Genomic DNA, 16,705 nt, shown 5'->3' with positions numbered 1-16,705 from the left:
CGCGCATTATGGACGCGCCGGGGATAACGGATCTGCCGCTTTCCGCGCCGGGCATGAAAATCGGCCTGTTCGGCGGCAGCTTCAATCCGCCTCATGAGGGCCACAGGCTGGTCGCGCACGAAAGCCTCAAGCGTATCGGGCTCGATGCGGTCTGGTGGCTTGTCACCCCTGGCAATCCTTTGAAGGACACGCGCACGCTTGCCCCCATCGGGGAGCGGGTGGCAGCGGCGCGCGGGCTGACCAACGATCCAAGGATCAAGATCACCGGCTTTGAGGCCCAGTACGGCTTCCGCTACACCTATGAAACGCTGCGCTTTTTGAAGACGCGCCTGCCCGACCGGCACTTTGTCTGGATCATGGGCGCGGACAGCCTTGCCGGTTTTCACCGCTGGGAGCGTTGGGAAGAGATTTTCACCCTCATGCCCATCGCCGTCTATATCCGGCCCGGCTCCACGCGCACCGGCCCCTTCTCCAAGGCAGCCCAACGCTTTGCCCGCTACCGCATCGACGAGGCTGACGCCCGGCTTCTGCCCACCAGCCGCGTCCCTGCCTGGGTATTTCTCAACGGCATGATGAGTTCGCTTTCGTCCACCCAGTTGCGTAACGGCCGGTAGAAGCGGCCGCTGTCTCAATACCGACATCTTGTGATGATGGGATAACGGGTGCGCCTTGCTCTTGGCAAATCAACCCGCAAGGCGCATATTTAGAGTGCTTCCAGAACAAGGGGAAACCACTTATTCGGTTCGGAAGCGCAACAAAACAAGGACTTGGAGCCGCTGTTTTGATTGAATCAAACAGGATAGGCTCTTAAGGACAGGCCAGCCATGGGGGTTGGCCGTGCAACCGAAAAGGATCGAAAACCAACTTGATGAAAAATGGTTTTGCGCACCGGGCATGGGGAACGCTGTAATGGCATCCACGCCCACGACCACAGCATCGCGCGCTGATGCAGCACCAAAGGCCGGGGCCCAGCGCCCCCAGATCGATATCATCCTTGAAACCCTTGAGGATGCGAAGGCCGAAGACACAATCGCCATCGACATTACCGGAAAATCGTCCCTGTCCGACCACATGGTCGTGACGACGGGCCGCTCCAATCGTCACGTTGCCGCCATTGCCGACCAATTGGTCAAGGCCCTGCGCGACAATGGCTATGACAAGCCGCGCATGGAAGGGCTTGCCGCCGCCGATTGGGTGCTTGTCGATACATCCGATGTGATCGTGCATATTTTCCGCCCCGAAGTCCGCGAATTCTACAATATCGAGAAGATGTGGGCCGCGGAGTTCGGCGCCGACACGCATTGACCGACTGACAGGTCCATGCGCGTTTCCATATTTGCCATCGGGCGCATGAAAGACGGCCCCGAAAGAGGACTTGTGAGCCGTTATCTCGAACGCGCGCAAGCTGGCGGCAAGGCGCTCGGGCTGTCAGGTTTTGCGGTTTCCGAATATCCCGAATCGCGCAAGGGCAGCGCTGCGGCCCGTAAAACCGAGGAAGCCCGCCTGCTTTTCGACAATCTGCCGGAAAAATCCGTGCTGATCGCACTTGATGAACGCGGCAAGGGCCTTGATAGCGAGGCCTTTGCGCAAAAGATCGGCGCGTGGCGCGAAGAAGGCCGTGCCGCCCTGAGCCTTGTGATCGGCGGCGCCGACGGGCTCGATCCGCACTTGCGGCAAAGGGCCGATCTCATCCTCTCGTTTTCGCCCATGACTTGGCCACACCAGATCGTGCGCATCATGGCCGCCGAGCAGCTTTATAGGGCGACAACAATTTTATCGGGCCATCCTTATCACCGGGGCGATTGATGAACCGCACTCTGCTATGGTCCTGAGCTGATTCGGAGGTTCGTCCCGCCCAATGCTGCAATCTTCTGGTGGCACCAGACCTGATATATTCACGCGCCTGCGCACCCTGCGCCCGGCCCTGATTGCCATTGTCATTACCCTTTGCCTGCCCGTCGTCCTCCCCGCGCAGGACAATGACGGGACCAGCCAACAACAGGACGAATTGCCCGATCCAGATGCCGTGCCCACCAGAGTACTGGACGATGCTGCGCAAGAAGCGACGAGCAATCTTGAAGCTATTGCCGGGCAGATCAATCTTTCCCAGGAACGGATCGAACAGATCCGCGCGGAAATCGAGGCCCTTGGCGGCGATGCAACCCGGCTTGGCGCCGAACTCGTGGCCGCCGGACAAAGGGTCGATCAGGCCGACAACGAAATTCGCATCATAGAGGAACGGCTTGAGGCGCTTTTTGCCTCCGAGCGATCGATCCGAGCCAGGCTCGATGGCCACGACCGCTCGATCTCCAATCTCTTGGCCTCGCTGCAGCGCATTTCGGCCGCCCCGCCCCCGGCTCTGATCGTTGATCCCTCCGATGCGCTCGGCTCGGCCCGCGCCGCTATGCTGTTAAGTGCGGTATTGCCTCAATTGCAGACCCGAGCCGAGACCGTCACCACCGATCTTGCCGACCTTCAGCAGCTTAAGGACGCGGCCCTGGCCGAAGCGGACCTTCTGGCCGCCAATCTTGCAACCCTCAATGGCGAGCGCCTGCGCATTGCAACCATCATCCACGCCCGGACCCAGGGGCTGGAGTGGCTCAGCGAAGATTTGATTCGCGAGGAGGCCGAAGCCCAGGCCCTGGCCGATCGCGCATCATCTCTCGAACAATTGATCGCAGGGCTGGAAACGCGCATTGCCGCCGTGACCGCAGCCGATGCGGCTCATCGGGCGGCCAGCGCCGGCCAGACCGTACCCACGCTCGACCCCGCAACGCTGGCACTCGCCTTTGCCGACACCGAGCGCACCGAACCGGCCGTACCCCTTGAAGCGGCACGCGGTTTTCTCACCGCCCCGGTCCTTGGCGAACACCTTTCGACCTATGGAGCCTCGGACGGTTATGGCGGCATTACTCAGGGCATGACCTATCTGGTTGCCCCGGAGGCACAAGTCCATGCCCCTGCCGACGGCTGGGTTGCCTATGCCGGGCCCTTCCTCAATTATGGCCAAATCGTCATTCTCAATGCCGGACAAAACTATATGATCGTTCTCGCCGGACTGGCCCGTATCGATGTCGAGCCTGACCAGTTCGTGCAGATGGGCACCCCGATCGGAGCGATGGGCGCGCGTTCGACCGGTCAGATCGCCACATCGGGGTCTGCCAATGTTAACGGCCCAACCCTATATGTTGAACTCAGAGAGGGCGGCATCCCCATCGACCCGGCAGGGTGGTGGGTGGCCAGCCCGGATCAGGAAGAAAGTGGATCGAGCTGATGGCAGTATTTAAACGGCGCATTATGGCGGTGGGCGTTCTGGTTCTCGGACTGATGGCACCCGGTACGGTGCTTGCGCAGAACGCGGATCCCAACGATGAGTTCTACCGTCAGCTCGAGCTGTTCGGGCTGGTGCTCGATCGCATTCGCGACGAGTATATCGAAGCGCCCGACGAGACCGAACTGGTCCGCGCCGCCATTCAGGGCATGTTGTCGTCGCTCGATCCTCATTCGGCCTATCTTTCTCCTGAAAGCTTTGCCGATGTGCGCGAGGACACCTCGGGCACCTTTGGCGGGCTTGGCATCGAAGTCACGATGGAAGACGGCCTGGTCAAGGTCGTCACCCCCTATGACGACAGCCCAGCCGCCCGCGCCGGCGTACTGGCCAATGACCTTGTAATTGAAATCGATGGCCAACAGGTCATGGGTATGACCCTCGACGAGGCGGTCAATCTCATGCGCGGCGAGATCGGCACCGACATCGATATCGTCATCGCGCGCGAAGGCGCCAGCCAACCGATTGAACTGACCCTCACCCGCGATGTCATTGCCGTTCAGGCCGTGCGCTGGGACTACGAGCGCGACGTGCCCATCATCCGGCTATCGCGCTTTTCCGCTCAGGCCTATTCCGGCCTTGACCGGGCGATCCGGGAAATCGTCGACGAAGCCGAAAACGGTTTGCCCCAAGGCATTATCCTGGACCTGCGCAACAATCCCGGCGGGCTGGTCGATCAATCCCAATTCGTTGCCGACGCCTTCCTCTCCCAGGGCAGCGTGGTGCTCACACGCGGTCGCGTGGCGGGTCAAAGTTCGCGCTATGATGCACGGCCCGACGATCTGGACGCCATGATTGCAGATGTGCCGATCATAGTCCTGATCAATGGCGGCTCGGCCTCGGCGGCTGAAATCGTTGCCGGCGCACTGCAGGATCATGGCCGTGCGACAATCGTCGGCACCCGCTCATTCGGCAAAGGATCGGTCCAATCGATCATCCCGCTTGGGCCCGATGGCGCCATGCGGTTAACGACGGCACGCTATTACACGCCCAACAACCGCTCGATCCAGGCACTGGGCATCCAGCCCGACATCGTCGTCTTCCAGAACGTTCCAGAGGAATTCCAGGGCCGTGACGAAATCATCGGAGAGGCCGGGCTGTCCGGGCATATTGCCGGAGAGGAGGAAGAAGAAGCGACGGTAGGATCGTCGGTCTATGTCCCCGCCAACCGGGAGGAGGACAACCAGCTCCAGTTCGCGATCAGCCTCATCCTCGGCGAAGAGACCCATGAGGCCTTCCCGCCCGATCCCGATGCCGTGATCGCGCCGAGCGAAGACCAGATCGAGGAACTCGAAGCGCTCGAAGAAGCAGCCGGACAATAAGCGCCACTTTGCTTTGGGGGCAGGGTCCATGCTCAATTGGATTTGGAGCAAGGTATGAGTGAGGAACTGAACGCGCCTTTGGGCGGCAAGCGGCGCCGGACAAAGACGTCCGGCGCTTTTGCCTCATGGCGGCACTGGCCCTGGGCGCGCACCAGCGCCGCGCTCGTCGTCGGCATTGGCATCGGGATCGGCCTCTGGATCGCCTTTACGGACGATCCAATGGGCGGCAGGCCCGCAGCCGAGGTGCCCCTGAGCACAGCGCAAGCCAACAATCCGATTGCCATAGAGATGGGCGAGGAATTTCCCGCTGGCGAGGCCCCGCCCGCCTCTAGCCAGCCGGCCATCGGCACCGGCCCCTCCTTCATCACCCTTGGCGACGATGGCGTTGTTGCAACCGGCGACCGTCTGACTGAATTCGGTTCCCTGCCCGAACTTGTCGAAACGACCCAGATGGGCCCCTTGCCGCGCGTCGGGGGCGATGGCGTGCGCCCGTTCGAGGCCTATGCACGTCCCTCGATCTCTCTCGAAGCAGCCGGTGGCCGCCCCCTGATCGGCATCGTCATGACCGGCCTTGGCATCAACGAAGCCACGACCCGTGAGGCCATTCGCGCGCTGCCCGGCGCGGTAACGCTCGCCTTTGCGCCCTATGGCACGGGTCTTGAGCAATTGACTGCCCAGGCCCGCGAAGCCGGCCATGAACTTATGCTCGAGGTTCCGCTCGAACCCTTCGACTACCCCCAGAATGATCCGGGGCCCCATACGCTTCTCGCCGACAACCCGCCACGGGAAAATCTCGAAAAGCTCTATTGGGTGCTTGGCCGCATGGGGGGCTATACCGGGCTTATCAACCACATGGGCGCACGCTTTACCGCCTCGGCCGCCGATTTCGGCCCGGTAATGGAGGAACTGAGCATGAGGGGCCTTGCCTATCTCGACGATGGCAGCTCCAACCGCTCGCTTGCCGCCCAACTGGCGCGCCAGAACCAGGTGCCCTTTGCCCGCATCGACCGCGAACTGGACGCCAACCCGTCCAGCCAAGCGATCGCTTCCGAGCTTGCTGCACTCGAGGCCCAGGCGCGCGAGCGCGGCTATGCCATCGGTTCGATTACCGCTCTGCCGGTCTCGATCCGCACGTTGAGTCAATGGGCCGAAGACCTGGATCAAGCCGGCGTGGTGCTGGTCCCCATCAGCGCTTTATCGAGAGTTGGAGACAACCAGTGATTTCCCGCGAAAACCTGCCCTATCGCGATTGCGTCGGCATCGCTCTGTTCAATCCTGCCGGCAGGGTCTTTATCGCCCGGCGCATCTTTACCCCCGGCCCCGACACCTCGGAGGTCGAACGCCCCTGGCAAATGCCCCAGGGGGGAATAGACAAGGGCGAAGACCCGGCCGCTGCCGCCTATCGCGAACTTTATGAAGAAACCGCGATCCGCTCGGTCTCGCTTCTCGATGAGGCACCGGACTGGATCTATTACGATCTGCCCGATGAGGTGCTTGGAATCGCGCTCAAGGGCAAATATCGCGGCCAGCGGCAAAAATGGTTCGCATTCCTTTTCGAGGGTGATGACAGGGAAATCGACCTTTCAACCGAAACCCAGCCCAATTGCGATCCTGAATTTGACGATTGGCGCTGGGAGGATCTTGAAGCCCTGCCCGACATCATCGTGCCTTTCAAGCGCCCCGCCTATCTCAAGATCGTCGCCGCCTTCAAGGACATCCCGAAGCGTTTGGCGGCTGAAGCCATACAAGCCTCATGAAAACGCTCGGTCTGATCGGTGGCATGAGCCATGAGTCCACCGCCCATTACTACAGCGCCATCAATCGCGCGGTCGCACGCACAATGGGCGGGCTGCATTCGGCGCCCATCCTGCTCCATTCGCTCGATTTTGCCCCCATCGCCCAGATGCAGCGCGACAATGACTGGGACAAGGCAGGCGCCCTTCTCGCGCAAAGCGCAAAGACGCTCGAAGCGGCAGGTGCGGAGGCCATCGTTCTGGCCACCAACACGATGCACATCGTCGCCCCCGCCATCGAAACGGCCATCGATATTCCCTTTCTTCATATCGCCGACCCGACAGCCAAGGCGCTCAAGGACGACGGTGCGCAAAGGGTCGGGCTATTGGGCACCAGCTTTACGATGGAAAAGGATTTTTATACCGCGCGGCTGCGCCGGCATGGCCTTGACCCCATCGTGCCCGATGTCGGGATCACCGATCTCAACGCCATAATCTATAACGAGTTATGCCGGGGCATTGTCACCGAGCAATCGCGGCAGACTTATATCACCGCCATCGAGCGCCTTGCCGCCAATGGCGCGCAGGCGGTCATTCTCGGCTGCACCGAAATCGGCATGCTGATTTCCGATGATGACAGCCCCCTGCCGGTCTATGATACGACCCAATTGCACGCCGAGGCCGCCGCCCGTTTCATCATGGGATAGACACGATGGGTAGCGATATTGGCTCTTACCCGAACGCCCGAACGTGTCCGGTTTTGCGTCCACACTCTTACACCGACGCCTCCCTCACCCCCAATTGTCACTCCGGGATTTATTCCCGGCAGCCAGACAGCAACAAGCGCCAGCCCTACCGCGGCAGACCGTCCTGGGTGCGGCGACTGGCGATGATCCAGATCGCATGCACAAGGCCGGGAACATAGCCCAGCAGCGTCAAAAGGATGTTGAGCCAGAAATGCAGCCCGAACCCCACGCGCAGGAAGACCCCGAGCGGGGGAATGAGGATCGAAAACAAAATCCTGATAAAATCGCCAAATGTCATTTTAAACCCTATCCATTATTCATTTTTGTCCAGAATAGAGCGTGTCCGGCAAAAGTGGAAACGGTTTTGCGGTTCGGACACGCAACAAAACAAGGACTTAGAGCCACGGGATTTGATTCAATCAAATCCTGAACGGCTCTGGGGGAATAAGCGGCCAGACTCACAAGCCGTTCCACCTGTCCCGAAAATTTCAGGTTTCCCCGGCGATCCATTGGATCGAAAACCGGCCCCGATTCTCGTCCGAAAGCCGTTTGGCCAGAAACGGCAGAATCGCCTGCATCTCCGCTTCGAGCATAAAGGGGGGATTGATAATGATCATGCCGGAACCATGCAGGCGCGGCGGGGTCGAGGCCGCACGAATGGTCAATTCCAGCCGCAGAATCTTCTTGATACCTGTGGCCTTGAGCGCTGCACCATAGGCGGAAACATCCCTTGGATCCTTGATCGGATACCAATAGGCATAAATCCCGGTCGGCCAACGCTTATGCACCTTTTCAAGGCTCTGGACCATGCGCTGAAATTCGCCCTTCTGCTCGAAAGGCGGATCGACAAGCACAAGCCCGCGCCGCTCCTTGGGCGGCAAATGCGTGCCCAGGGCAGCCCAGCCGTCAAGTTCGGTTACGCGCGTCTGGATATCGCCGGCGAAATTTTCCTTGAGCGCCTGCGCATCGCTGGGGTGCAGCTCGAGCGCCATCAGCCGGTCTTGCTTGCGCAGCATGTGGCGGGTCACAAAGGGCGAGCCGGGGTAATAGCGCAACTGGCCATCCGGGTTCTGGGCCCTGACCGCATCGAGATAGGGCACGAAAAGTTCGGCTACCGCTTCTGGCGGCGGCGTATTGAACAAGCGCGCGATCCCCTCACGCCATTCGCCTGTGCGCTCGGCCTCATCGCCCCAAAGATCGTAAAGCCCGACACCGGCATGGGTATCGACCACCCGGAACGCGGCCTCCTTGCGCAACAGATGGGCCAGGATACGGGTGAGGGTGATATGCTTGACCACATCGGCAAAATTGCCCGCGTGAAAAGCGTGTCGATAATTCATCTGGCTGCTATTTCCGGGCTTCGGCCATCAAGATGGTCGCGGCAAATCCGGCAAAGACCGCCGCAAAACTCCAGTTCAGCGCCTTTTGTATCTTTTCGCTGCGCGCCAGCGTACCCGAAAGCCAATGGGCGCCAAGCACGATCCCGATAACGATAGGCACGGACAAAACGATAAATTCGAGCCCCAGGAACACCAGCTTGCCCGCCGCCGCCGGATCGGAGGGGGAAACGAACTGGGGCAGGAAGGTCACGAAAAACAACGCCACTTTGGGATTGGTGAGATTGATCCCCAGTCCGGTAAAATAGCTGGCCTTAAGGCTGGGCACCCGGCCATTGCCCTTGGTGATGACAAGCCCGGCGCCCGACCGGATGGCGGAAATCGCCAGCCAGATCAGATAGACCGCCCCGGCAATCTTGAGCGCCATGAAAGCGGCAGGTGCCGTTAAAATCAGGATGGAAATGCCGAATGCGGCCAAAAGCGTATGCACCCCAATGCCCGTCACCGCGCCCAGAACCGTCGCAAAGCCATGATGCGTGCCGAAATTGATGGTGCGGGAAATAAAAAGCGCCATATCAGGGCCGGGCGTGATCGCAAGCACGATGGCGGCAAGCGCAAAACCGAGCAGGACGGGAAGGTCGGGAACGAATTCGATCATTGTGGGCTATCGCTTGAAGGAATGAGCTTATTTGCGCGAACACTGCGCTGCAATTTTCCCCGCGTCCACCCAAAATTCGCGCAAACAACGCCCGATTTGCGCGCGCCATTGCCTAAAGTGGGCCGATCTGATTAGGGTGCGCCACCTGTTTTCAATTTTCAAACCCAAGTTTTCAATTCCAAGCACAAAGCCCATCCATGAGCAAAGACATCAAAAAAGTCGTTCTCGCCTACTCAGGCGGGCTGGATACCTCGATCATCCTCAAATGGCTCCGCAATGAATATAATTGCGAGGTCGTGACCTTCACCGCCGATCTCGGCCAGGGCGAGGAACTCGAACCGGCGCGCCAGCGCGCCGAAATGATGGGCATCAAGGAAATCTATATCGACGATCTGCGCGAGGAATTTGTTTCCGATTTCGTCTTCCCCATGTTCCGCGCCAACGCGGTCTATGAAGGGGTTTACCTGCTGGGCACCTCGATTGCCCGCCCGCTAATCGCCAAGCGGCTTGTCGAGATCGCGCGTGAAACCGGCGCCGATGCCATTGCCCATGGCGCCACCGGCAAGGGTAACGACCAGGTGCGCTTCGAGCTATGCGCCTATGCGCTCGATCCCTCGATCCGGGTCATTGCACCCTGGCGCGAATGGGATCTCCAGAGCCGCACCAAACTGCTCGAATATGCCGAAGCCAACCAGATCCCGGTCCCAAAAGACAAGCGCGGTGAAGCCCCCTTTTCGGTCGATGCCAACCTGTTGCACACTTCCTCGGAAGGCAAGGTGCTCGAAGACCCCGCCATTGAAGCCCCCGACTACGTTTATCAGCGCACTGTCGACCCCATCGATGCACCCAATGAGCCGCAAACCATCACCATCGGGTTTGAGAAGGGTGATGCGGTTTCGGTCAATGGCGAAAAGCTTTCGCCCGCCAACCTGCTCACCAAGCTCAACGAACTTGGCGGCAAGCACGGCATCGGGCGGCTCGATCTGGTCGAGAACCGCTTTGTCGGCATGAAGAGCCGCGGCATTTACGAAACGCCGGGCGGCACCATTCTGCTTGCGGCCCATCGCGGCATTGAATCGATCACGCTCGACCGCGGCGCGGCGCATTTGAAAGACGAGATCATGCCGCGCTATGCCGAATTGATCTATAACGGTTTCTGGTTTGCCCCCGAGCGCGAAATGCTTCAGGCGCTGATCGACAAGAGCCAGGAATACGTTACTGGCGAGGTAACACTGAAGCTTTACAAGGGTTCGGCTCATGTCATCGGCCGGTCCTCGCCCTTTTCGCTCTATTCGGAAGACCTTGTGACCTTCGAGGAAGGCACCGGCACTTACGACCATCACGACGCCGAAGGCTTCATCAAGCTCAATGGATTGCGGCTCAAAACCTATGGTGCGCGCAAGCTGCGCACCGGCCACTGAGACCTCTGACGAAAACATATCAAAAAGGGCCCGTTTCGGGCCCTTTTTTGCAAAAGCTGACCTTAAGTTCGCGTTAAGCGACACCATTCTAGACTGCCGCGGTATTTTTCGAGTTGGACCTCACGCGCAATGCAGGAAGAATTGGGTTCACCCCGCACCGGCGAAGCCTTGCTGCTCGACGCAGCACTTCAGGCAATTCCCTTCGGCTTTTGTGTCTGGAGCCCGGATTTCTCCCTCGTCCTGTGGAACCAGCATTACCTTGATATTTATGGCTTTCCCGGCACTGCGATCCGCAGAGGCATGTCGCTTTACGAGCTTGTCGCGCTAAGCTGCAAACTGGGCAATCACCCCGACACCAGCGTCGAGGACTTTTATGAAGCCTATACCGCTGAGTTGCTGAGCAACCGCTCAGGCGCCCGCATGGTCAATCTCGAATTGACAGCGGCCCAGAGAACGCTCGAAACCGCCCATATCTACGCGCCAGGTCTGGGCTGGGTCGTCACCCATGAGGACGTCACCGACGAGCTTGCGCGCTCGGATATGATGGCCGAGCGCAAGCATGAACTTGAGCGCCAATATGCCCTGCTCGACGCAGCCATCAACAATATGAGCCAGGGCCTGTCCATGTTTGACGCCAAGTGTCGGCTTGTCGCCTGCAACCGCGTCTATGCGCAAATGTATGGCTTGCCGGAAGAATTAACACGGCCCGAAACAGAATTTGCCGCCATTCTCGATCATCGACTCGCCTCCAACCGGCACGCTCCGGTCGATCGCGAGCAATATTTCCGCGAACGCATGGCGATCCTGACCGGCGGGAAATATGTGCGAGAAGTCGTCAAGATGACCGACGGCACATATCTGTCCCTGCGCCACCAGCCGCTCGATGGCGGCGGCGTCGTGACCACGCACGAGGACATTACCGAGCAACTGGCCGCCGAAGCGCGCATGCGCCATATCGCAACCCACGATGCCTTGACCGACCTGCCCAATCGCGCGCTTTTCCGCGAGCATCTCGAAGCGACATGCCAGAATACTGAAGCGGGTCGGCACTTTGCGCTGCTGGCGATCAATCTCGACAATTTCCGGGCCATCAACGACAGCAACGGTCACGCCATGGGCGATCATGTGCTGCGCACCATTGCCCAGCGGCTTGTCGATCTGGCAGGCAGCAAGGGACGCGTTGCCCGGTTGGGCGGTGACGAGTTCGGTATAATTTTGACCGGGCTTAAAGATCCGCGCCAGGCGGCCGATACCGCAAGCGCCATCGTTGCTTCGGTGGCCGAGCCCATTATCGATGGCATCCTGCGCCAGCAGGTAACAGCGAGCGTCGGCATTGCAGTGGGACCCGCCGATGGCCACAGTGCCGATACGATGATGAACAATGCCGACCTTGCGCTTGCGCGTGCCAAATCGGAAGGCCGTTCAACCTATCACTTTTTTGAGGCCGGTATGGACGCCGCCTTGCAGCGCCGACGCGCCATAGAAACCGGCCTGCGGGCGGCGCTCGAAACCGATGCGCTTGAACTGGTCTTTCAGCCCCTTGTTGGACTTGATTGCAATAAAATCGTCGCTGCAGAAGCACTGCTGCGCTGGACCCACCCCGAATTTGGCCCGATCTCCCCCGTCGAGTTCATACCCATTGCCGAAGAGTCGGGGCTGATCCGGCCAATCGGCGTTCGGGTACTCGAAAAGGCGGCCAAAGCCGCTGCCAACTGGCCCGCCGAAATTGCCGTCGCGGTCAATCTTTCCTCGGTTCAGTTCGCCCGCGGCGATCTTGTGGCGCAAGTGGCCGAAGCTCTGAAATGTTCGGGGCTGGAGTCTTGGCGCCTTGAGCTTGAAATCACGGAATCGCTTCTGCTCGAGGACAGCGCCGCCAATCTCGATACGCTGCATAAGTTGCGGGATCTGGGCATAAGGATTGCCATGGACGATTTCGGCACCGGCTATTCTGCGCTCTCTTACCTCCGGGCCTTCCCTTTCGACAAGATCAAGATTGATCGCGCCTTTATGAGCGATATCGCCACAAAATCTGATAGCCGCGCAATTGTAAAAGCGATGATCGGACTTGGCACCAGCCTTGGAATGACGACCGTTGCCGAAGGCGTGGAAACCATCGAACAGCTCGAAGTCATCCGCGCAGAAGGGTGCGCGCAGGTTCAGGGCTATTATTTCTCACCCCCCGTTTCAGCCGAAGCGTTTGCACAAATGGTTGCCTCAGAAACCATAAAAGCGGAAAAGACCGCATGCTAAGCATGCCGGAAAAGCTCCCTTATGCGCATCTGCTGCAAACAGCGCGACGCTATGCCAGACTACCGGAGGAAGCTGAAGACATCGTTCAGGACGTTCTGATCGCCGCCCTTTCGGCGGGACGTTCCAATTTTTCCTCTCTGGCCGACCGGCGCTGGATGGCTGGTGCCATAAGGCGACGCGCGGCCTTTGACGCGCGTTCGGCAATCCGGCGACGGCGGCGGGAAACAAGCTGGGAAGCCGAAACCGCGCCAGAAGACGATGCGCAACCAGCTATCTCCGGCACGGAAATCGCCGCATTTCTGGAATCCCTGCCCCCGGCTTTGCGCGTGATTGCGGCCCTTGCGCTTTCGGGCCATACACGCAAGGACATCACCTATCTTTTGGGCATTTCAGACGACGCTCTGCGCCAGCGTATTCGCAGCCTTAAAAAGGCGCTGACCCGCAACGGCATAACGCTGCCGCAAGGCGCAAACAGCCTCAATCTCGATCTCGCCTATGGCGCCATCCGGCAGGCACTCACACCGTTTCTGGCGCGCCATGGCGGCGTTTTTGCCAGCCACGATCCTGATGGACATCTTTTTATCATAGCGCGCTCACAAAAAGACTAGTCGCGGCAACAAGCAGGCGTAAGTTTTCAATCCCATACCAAGGAAACCCCCGACCATGCTCCCCAAACCGCACCGTGCCTCGATTGTCTTTTACGTCGCCAATATCGAACGCACCGAGACGTTTTACAAAGATGTGCTTGGCATCGACCTCACACGTCAGGAAGGGGCTGATCCCTTCTGGCTCTCCGGCACGCTCGATCGGGGCCTTGAACTCGTCTTCTTCCAGATGGAAGGCAAACGCGGCAATACGCCAGCCCTGATTTTCGAGCTTGCCGATGGCGGCATTGACGATGTCGTTGCCCAACTGGCCGAAAAAGGGGTCACGATTGTAACCCCGGTCGAAGAAGCACCGGGCGGCTGGAGCGCCGATTTTGAAGATCCCGACGGCTTCGGGCTCGGGCTGTGGCAGCCCGAAGATAAGCCGAGAAGCCTCAAATAAGCCCATTCGCAAAACCATCGGCGCGGCACGCATAGCGGGTTCGCGCCGTTTTTCCTTGTTTCGCAGCCCCCGCTGGGGTATGGGCAGCCAAAGATTTTCAAACCTCCCAAAAACTGGCTGACCCTTATGAGCTTGCGCAACATTGCGATCATTGCACACGTCGATCATGGCAAAACCACTCTTATCGACGTGCTTTTGCGTCAATCGGGGACCTTTCGCGACAACCAGCGCGTCGATGAACGCGTTATGGATTCCAATGATCTGGAAAAAGAGCGCGGCATCACCATTCTGGCCAAGGTGACCTCGCTCAACTGGAAAGACACCCGCATCAACATCGTCGACACACCGGGCCACGCCGATTTCGGCGGCGAGGTTGAACGTATCCTCTCGATGGTCGATGGCGCGGTCATTCTCGTCGATGCTGCCGAAGGCCCGATGCCGCAGACCAAATTCGTTCTGTCAAAGGCCCTGCAGATCGGCCTGCGCCCCATCGTTGCGATCAACAAGATCGACAAGCCCGAAGAGCGCCATAACGAAGTGCTCGACGAAATTTTCGATCTTTTCGTTTCCCTCGATGCCACCCCCGAGCAGCTCGATTTCCCCGTACTTTACGGTTCGGCCAAGCAGGGCTGGATGGCCGATGACCCCTCCGGCCCCAGGGACGATATCGGCGCCTTGCTCGATAAGGTGGTTGAGCATTTCGCCGAACCCAAAGTCGAGGACGGGCCGTTCCAGATGCTGGTTACGACCATCGAGCGCAACCCCTTTCTCGGCCGCATTCTGACCGGCCGCATTCACTCAGGGACCGTCAAGCCCGGCGATGCCATTCACGCGCTCGACCGTGACGGCAAGATTGTCGAAAAGGGCCGTATCTCGAAAGTTCTCGGGTTCCGCGGCATCGAACGCGAGCCCATCGACGAAGGCAAGGCCGGCGATATCGTCGCCATTGCAGGGCTCGAAACCGCAACCGTTGCCAATACGCTTGCGGTGCCCCAGGTCACCGAACCGCTTGAGGCCAAGCCGATCGACCCGCCGACCCTCTCGGTCACCTTCCGCATCAATGATGGCCCGCTGGCCGGTCGCGAAGGCGACAAGGTGCAATCGCGTGTGATTCGTGAGCGCCTGATGCGCGAAGCGGAAGGCAATGTGGCCATTCGCGTCACCCCCGGCGATGACAATGACAGCTTTGACGTTGCCGGTCGCGGCGAACTCCAGCTCGGCGTTCTGATCGAAACCATGCGGCGCGAAGGGTTCGAGCTGTGTCTTGGCCGTCCCAAAGTGCTGTTCCGCGAGGAAAACGGGCAAAAGCTCGAACCGATCGAGGAAGTAATCATCGACGTCGATGACGAATTTTCTTCAGTGGTTGTGCAAAAGCTGACCGAGCGCCGCGGCGATCTGGTCGAAATGCGCCCCTCTGGCGCCGGTCGCACCCGTGTGCGCCTGCATGTGCCCACACGCGGGCTGATCGGGTATCAGGGCGAACTTTTGTCCGATACCCGCGGCACGGCGATCTTTAACCGCGTCTTTCACGAATATGCGCCCTTCAAGGGCCCACTGCCCATGCGCCGCACCGGCGTTCTGATCTCCAACGGGACAGGTCAGGCCGTTGCCTATGCATTGTTCAATCTTGAAGATCGCGGGCCCATGCTGATCGATCCCGGTGTCGATGTTTATGAAGGCATGATCATTGGCGAGCACAACCGGGAAAACGATCTCGAAGTGAACCCGCTCAAGGGCAAACAGCTCACCAATATTCGCACCACGTCCAAGGACGAGGCGATCCGACTGACTCCTCCCAAAAAGCTCAGTCTCGAACAGGCGCTGAGCTATATTGCCGACGATGAATATGTGGAAGTGACGCCGACCTCGGTGCGCCTGCGTAAAATCCATCTCGATCCTCATGAGCGCAAGCGGGCCGCCCGCGCCGCAGCCGCAGAGGCTCAGGCAAGCTAACCGACCAAACGGTCACTGGAACAATCGCGCGCTGGTATGGTATAAACGCCGCCAGCGCGCTTTTTTATCGCGCTTTAGAGCGTGTTCAGGAAAGGTGGAAACGGTTTTCCGGTTCGAACTCGCGACATTTCAAGGAGTTAGAGAGAGTCTGCGATTCCATGAAAAGCAGATTTGCTCTAGGTGCAAGCTCTTTCGGGAACGCAAGGACGATGAGCGAGACCGATACCAGGACCCGTACAAAACCCAAGATCAAGACCAAACAGCCCAAGCTGCATAAGGTGCTTTTGGTCAATGATGACTTCACCCCGCGCGAATTCGTGGTGCAGGTGCTCAAGGCCGTGTTCCGGCTCACAGCCGACACCGCCTATGCAAAAATGATGGTAGCCCATCAAAAAGGCGTGTGCGTAATCGCCGTCTATACGCGCGAGATTGCCGAAACCAAGGCGACCGAAGCGGTTGATCTGGCCCAGCAGAACGGATTTCCGCTGCTTTTCACCACCGAACCCGAAGAATGACCGGCGCAGCGTTTCGGCTTCTGCACCAACGCCGCCCCCCGCCTCTCATCCTGCCCCATCCCCTCCACTATCGTCCCCGACCTTGAGCCGGGGGTCTGTCTTTGCAGCGCTTGCTTGGGGCACAGACCCGCGGGTCAAGCCCGCGGGCGAGATCGGATAGTTTGGTTATGGATACTTGAGCGCGTGATGATTTTGGAATTGCCCGTACCGACGAGGCAAAGCCGAGAAGCCCGCGCCTCACGTTCTGCCCCATCCCCTCCGCTATCGTCCCCGGGCTTGACCCGGGGATCTCTCTTTGCAGCGCTTGCTTGGGGCACCGACCCGCGGGTCAAGCCCGGGGGCGAAACAGAGAAGCATTGCCAAAAAACTTATCCCCGCCCTCTCCAGTCATGCCA

At 59.4% G+C, this 16,705-nt stretch carries 17 protein-coding genes; 14 read left to right on the top strand and 3 right to left on the bottom strand.

Features of this window, described 5'->3' with window-relative positions:
• Positions 1 to 53: 53 nt before the first annotated feature.
• From EO133_RS00330 to EO133_RS00295, 8 genes are all read left to right on the top strand, one after another.
• Complete coding sequence (locus tag EO133_RS00330) at positions 54 to 614, top strand: nicotinate-nucleotide adenylyltransferase (protein WP_244640626.1); 561 nt, start codon at positions 54 to 56, stop codon at positions 612 to 614.
• Positions 615 to 894: 280 nt separating this feature from the next.
• Positions 895 to 1,305: a ribosome silencing factor gene (gene rsfS / locus EO133_RS00325; RefSeq protein ID WP_371870911.1), complete on the top strand. Its 411-nt coding sequence runs from the start codon at positions 895 to 897 to the stop codon at positions 1,303 to 1,305.
• Between the two features lie 15 nt (positions 1,306 to 1,320).
• On the top strand, positions 1,321 to 1,806 hold the full coding sequence (gene rlmH, locus EO133_RS00320) for a 23S rRNA (pseudouridine(1915)-N(3))-methyltransferase RlmH (protein ID WP_127070606.1): 486 nt from the start codon (positions 1,321 to 1,323) through the stop codon (positions 1,804 to 1,806).
• Positions 1,807 to 1,858: 52 nt separating this feature from the next.
• On the top strand, positions 1,859 to 3,274 hold the full coding sequence (locus tag EO133_RS00315; RefSeq protein ID WP_127070605.1) for a murein hydrolase activator EnvC family protein: 1,416 nt from the start codon (positions 1,859 to 1,861) through the stop codon (positions 3,272 to 3,274).
• Complete coding sequence (locus tag EO133_RS00310) at positions 3,274 to 4,650, top strand: S41 family peptidase (RefSeq protein ID WP_127070604.1); 1,377 nt, start codon at positions 3,274 to 3,276, stop codon at positions 4,648 to 4,650. Before EO133_RS00315 ends, EO133_RS00310 begins: the two co-directional genes overlap by 1 nt.
• Before the next feature lie 54 nt (positions 4,651 to 4,704).
• Positions 4,705 to 5,871, top strand: coding sequence for a divergent polysaccharide deacetylase family protein (locus tag EO133_RS00305; RefSeq protein ID WP_127070603.1), 1,167 nt, complete (start codon positions 4,705 to 4,707; stop codon positions 5,869 to 5,871).
• Complete coding sequence (locus EO133_RS00300; protein WP_244640562.1) at positions 5,868 to 6,407, top strand: RNA pyrophosphohydrolase; 540 nt, start codon at positions 5,868 to 5,870, stop codon at positions 6,405 to 6,407. Before EO133_RS00305 ends, EO133_RS00300 begins: the two co-directional genes overlap by 4 nt.
• Positions 6,404 to 7,090 (top strand): aspartate/glutamate racemase family protein, encoded by a 687-nt coding sequence (locus EO133_RS00295; RefSeq protein ID WP_127070601.1) that lies wholly within the window; start codon positions 6,404 to 6,406, stop codon positions 7,088 to 7,090. Before EO133_RS00300 ends, EO133_RS00295 begins: the two co-directional genes overlap by 4 nt.
• Before the next feature lie 145 nt (positions 7,091 to 7,235).
• Here the strand turns inward: EO133_RS00295 and EO133_RS00290 are convergent, their stop codons facing one another.
• From EO133_RS00290 to EO133_RS00280, 3 genes are all read right to left on the bottom strand, one after another.
• A complete protein-coding gene (locus tag EO133_RS00290) occupies positions 7,236 to 7,427 on the bottom strand; it encodes a YqaE/Pmp3 family membrane protein (protein ID WP_127070600.1) in 192 nt (63 codons plus the stop codon).
• A 190-nt stretch (positions 7,428 to 7,617) separates the two neighbouring features.
• The gene (locus EO133_RS00285) at positions 7,618 to 8,469 is read right to left on the bottom strand and encodes a 23S rRNA (adenine(2030)-N(6))-methyltransferase RlmJ (protein ID WP_127070599.1); all 852 of its coding nucleotides are present in this window, start codon (positions 8,467 to 8,469) and stop codon (positions 7,618 to 7,620) included.
• Positions 8,470 to 8,476: 7 nt separating this feature from the next.
• Positions 8,477 to 9,124 carry a LysE family translocator gene (locus EO133_RS00280; protein WP_244640563.1) on the bottom strand — a complete coding sequence of 216 codons (648 nt, stop codon included), beginning with the start codon at positions 9,122 to 9,124 and terminating at the stop codon, positions 8,477 to 8,479.
• 197 nt (positions 9,125 to 9,321) lie between these two features.
• On the opposite strand from EO133_RS00280, the gene EO133_RS00275 reads away from it, so the two are divergent.
• From EO133_RS00275 to clpS, 6 genes are all read left to right on the top strand, one after another.
• Complete coding sequence (locus EO133_RS00275) at positions 9,322 to 10,545, top strand: argininosuccinate synthase (protein ID WP_127070598.1); 1,224 nt, start codon at positions 9,322 to 9,324, stop codon at positions 10,543 to 10,545.
• Between the two features lie 129 nt (positions 10,546 to 10,674).
• Positions 10,675 to 12,795, top strand: coding sequence for a putative bifunctional diguanylate cyclase/phosphodiesterase (locus EO133_RS00270; RefSeq protein WP_127070597.1), 2,121 nt, complete (start codon positions 10,675 to 10,677; stop codon positions 12,793 to 12,795).
• A complete protein-coding gene (locus EO133_RS00265) occupies positions 12,789 to 13,403 on the top strand; it encodes an RNA polymerase sigma factor (protein WP_127070596.1) in 615 nt (204 codons plus the stop codon). The genes EO133_RS00270 and EO133_RS00265 overlap by 7 nt, the downstream gene beginning before the upstream one ends.
• Before the next feature lie 55 nt (positions 13,404 to 13,458).
• Positions 13,459 to 13,842, top strand: coding sequence for a VOC family protein (locus tag EO133_RS00260; RefSeq protein WP_127070595.1), 384 nt, complete (start codon positions 13,459 to 13,461; stop codon positions 13,840 to 13,842).
• A gap of 126 nt (positions 13,843 to 13,968) precedes the next feature.
• Entirely contained in the window at positions 13,969 to 15,795 is a 1,827-nt protein-coding gene (gene typA, locus EO133_RS00255; protein ID WP_127070594.1) for a translational GTPase TypA, read from the top strand.
• Positions 15,796 to 16,004: 209 nt separating this feature from the next.
• Positions 16,005 to 16,310: an ATP-dependent Clp protease adapter ClpS gene (clpS, locus tag EO133_RS00250; RefSeq protein ID WP_127070593.1), complete on the top strand. Its 306-nt coding sequence runs from the start codon at positions 16,005 to 16,007 to the stop codon at positions 16,308 to 16,310.
• The last annotated feature ends 395 nt before the right edge of the window (positions 16,311 to 16,705 follow it).

Source organism: Pelagibacterium lentulum, from assembly GCF_003992625.1.
Taxonomy (GTDB): Bacteria; Pseudomonadota; Alphaproteobacteria; order Rhizobiales; family Devosiaceae; genus Pelagibacterium; species Pelagibacterium lentulum.
This window is presented reverse-complemented; position numbering and strand designations above follow the sequence as displayed.

Coding starts and splice junctions, on each gene's coding strand:
- EO133_RS00330 (WP_244640626.1), top strand. CDS start 54: ATGAAAATCGGCCTGTTCGGCGGCAGCTTCAATCCGCCTCATGAGGGC.
- rsfS (WP_371870911.1), top strand. CDS start 895: ATGGGGAACGCTGTAATGGCATCCACGCCCACGACCACAGCATCGCGC.
- rlmH (WP_127070606.1), top strand. CDS start 1,321: ATGCGCGTTTCCATATTTGCCATCGGGCGCATGAAAGACGGCCCCGAA.
- EO133_RS00315 (WP_127070605.1), top strand. CDS start 1,859: ATGCTGCAATCTTCTGGTGGCACCAGACCTGATATATTCACGCGCCTG.
- EO133_RS00310 (WP_127070604.1), top strand. CDS start 3,274: ATGGCAGTATTTAAACGGCGCATTATGGCGGTGGGCGTTCTGGTTCTC.
- EO133_RS00305 (WP_127070603.1), top strand. CDS start 4,705: ATGAGTGAGGAACTGAACGCGCCTTTGGGCGGCAAGCGGCGCCGGACA.
- EO133_RS00295 (WP_127070601.1), top strand. CDS start 6,404: ATGAAAACGCTCGGTCTGATCGGTGGCATGAGCCATGAGTCCACCGCC.
- EO133_RS00290 (WP_127070600.1), bottom strand. CDS start 7,427: ATGACATTTGGCGATTTTATCAGGATTTTGTTTTCGATCCTCATTCCC.
- EO133_RS00285 (WP_127070599.1), bottom strand. CDS start 8,469: ATGAATTATCGACACGCTTTTCACGCGGGCAATTTTGCCGATGTGGTC.
- EO133_RS00280 (WP_244640563.1), bottom strand. CDS start 9,124: ATGATCGAATTCGTTCCCGACCTTCCCGTCCTGCTCGGTTTTGCGCTT.
- EO133_RS00275 (WP_127070598.1), top strand. CDS start 9,322: ATGAGCAAAGACATCAAAAAAGTCGTTCTCGCCTACTCAGGCGGGCTG.
- EO133_RS00270 (WP_127070597.1), top strand. CDS start 10,675: ATGCAGGAAGAATTGGGTTCACCCCGCACCGGCGAAGCCTTGCTGCTC.
- EO133_RS00265 (WP_127070596.1), top strand. CDS start 12,789: ATGCTAAGCATGCCGGAAAAGCTCCCTTATGCGCATCTGCTGCAAACA.
- EO133_RS00260 (WP_127070595.1), top strand. CDS start 13,459: ATGCTCCCCAAACCGCACCGTGCCTCGATTGTCTTTTACGTCGCCAAT.
- typA (WP_127070594.1), top strand. CDS start 13,969: ATGAGCTTGCGCAACATTGCGATCATTGCACACGTCGATCATGGCAAA.
- clpS (WP_127070593.1), top strand. CDS start 16,005: ATGAGCGAGACCGATACCAGGACCCGTACAAAACCCAAGATCAAGACC.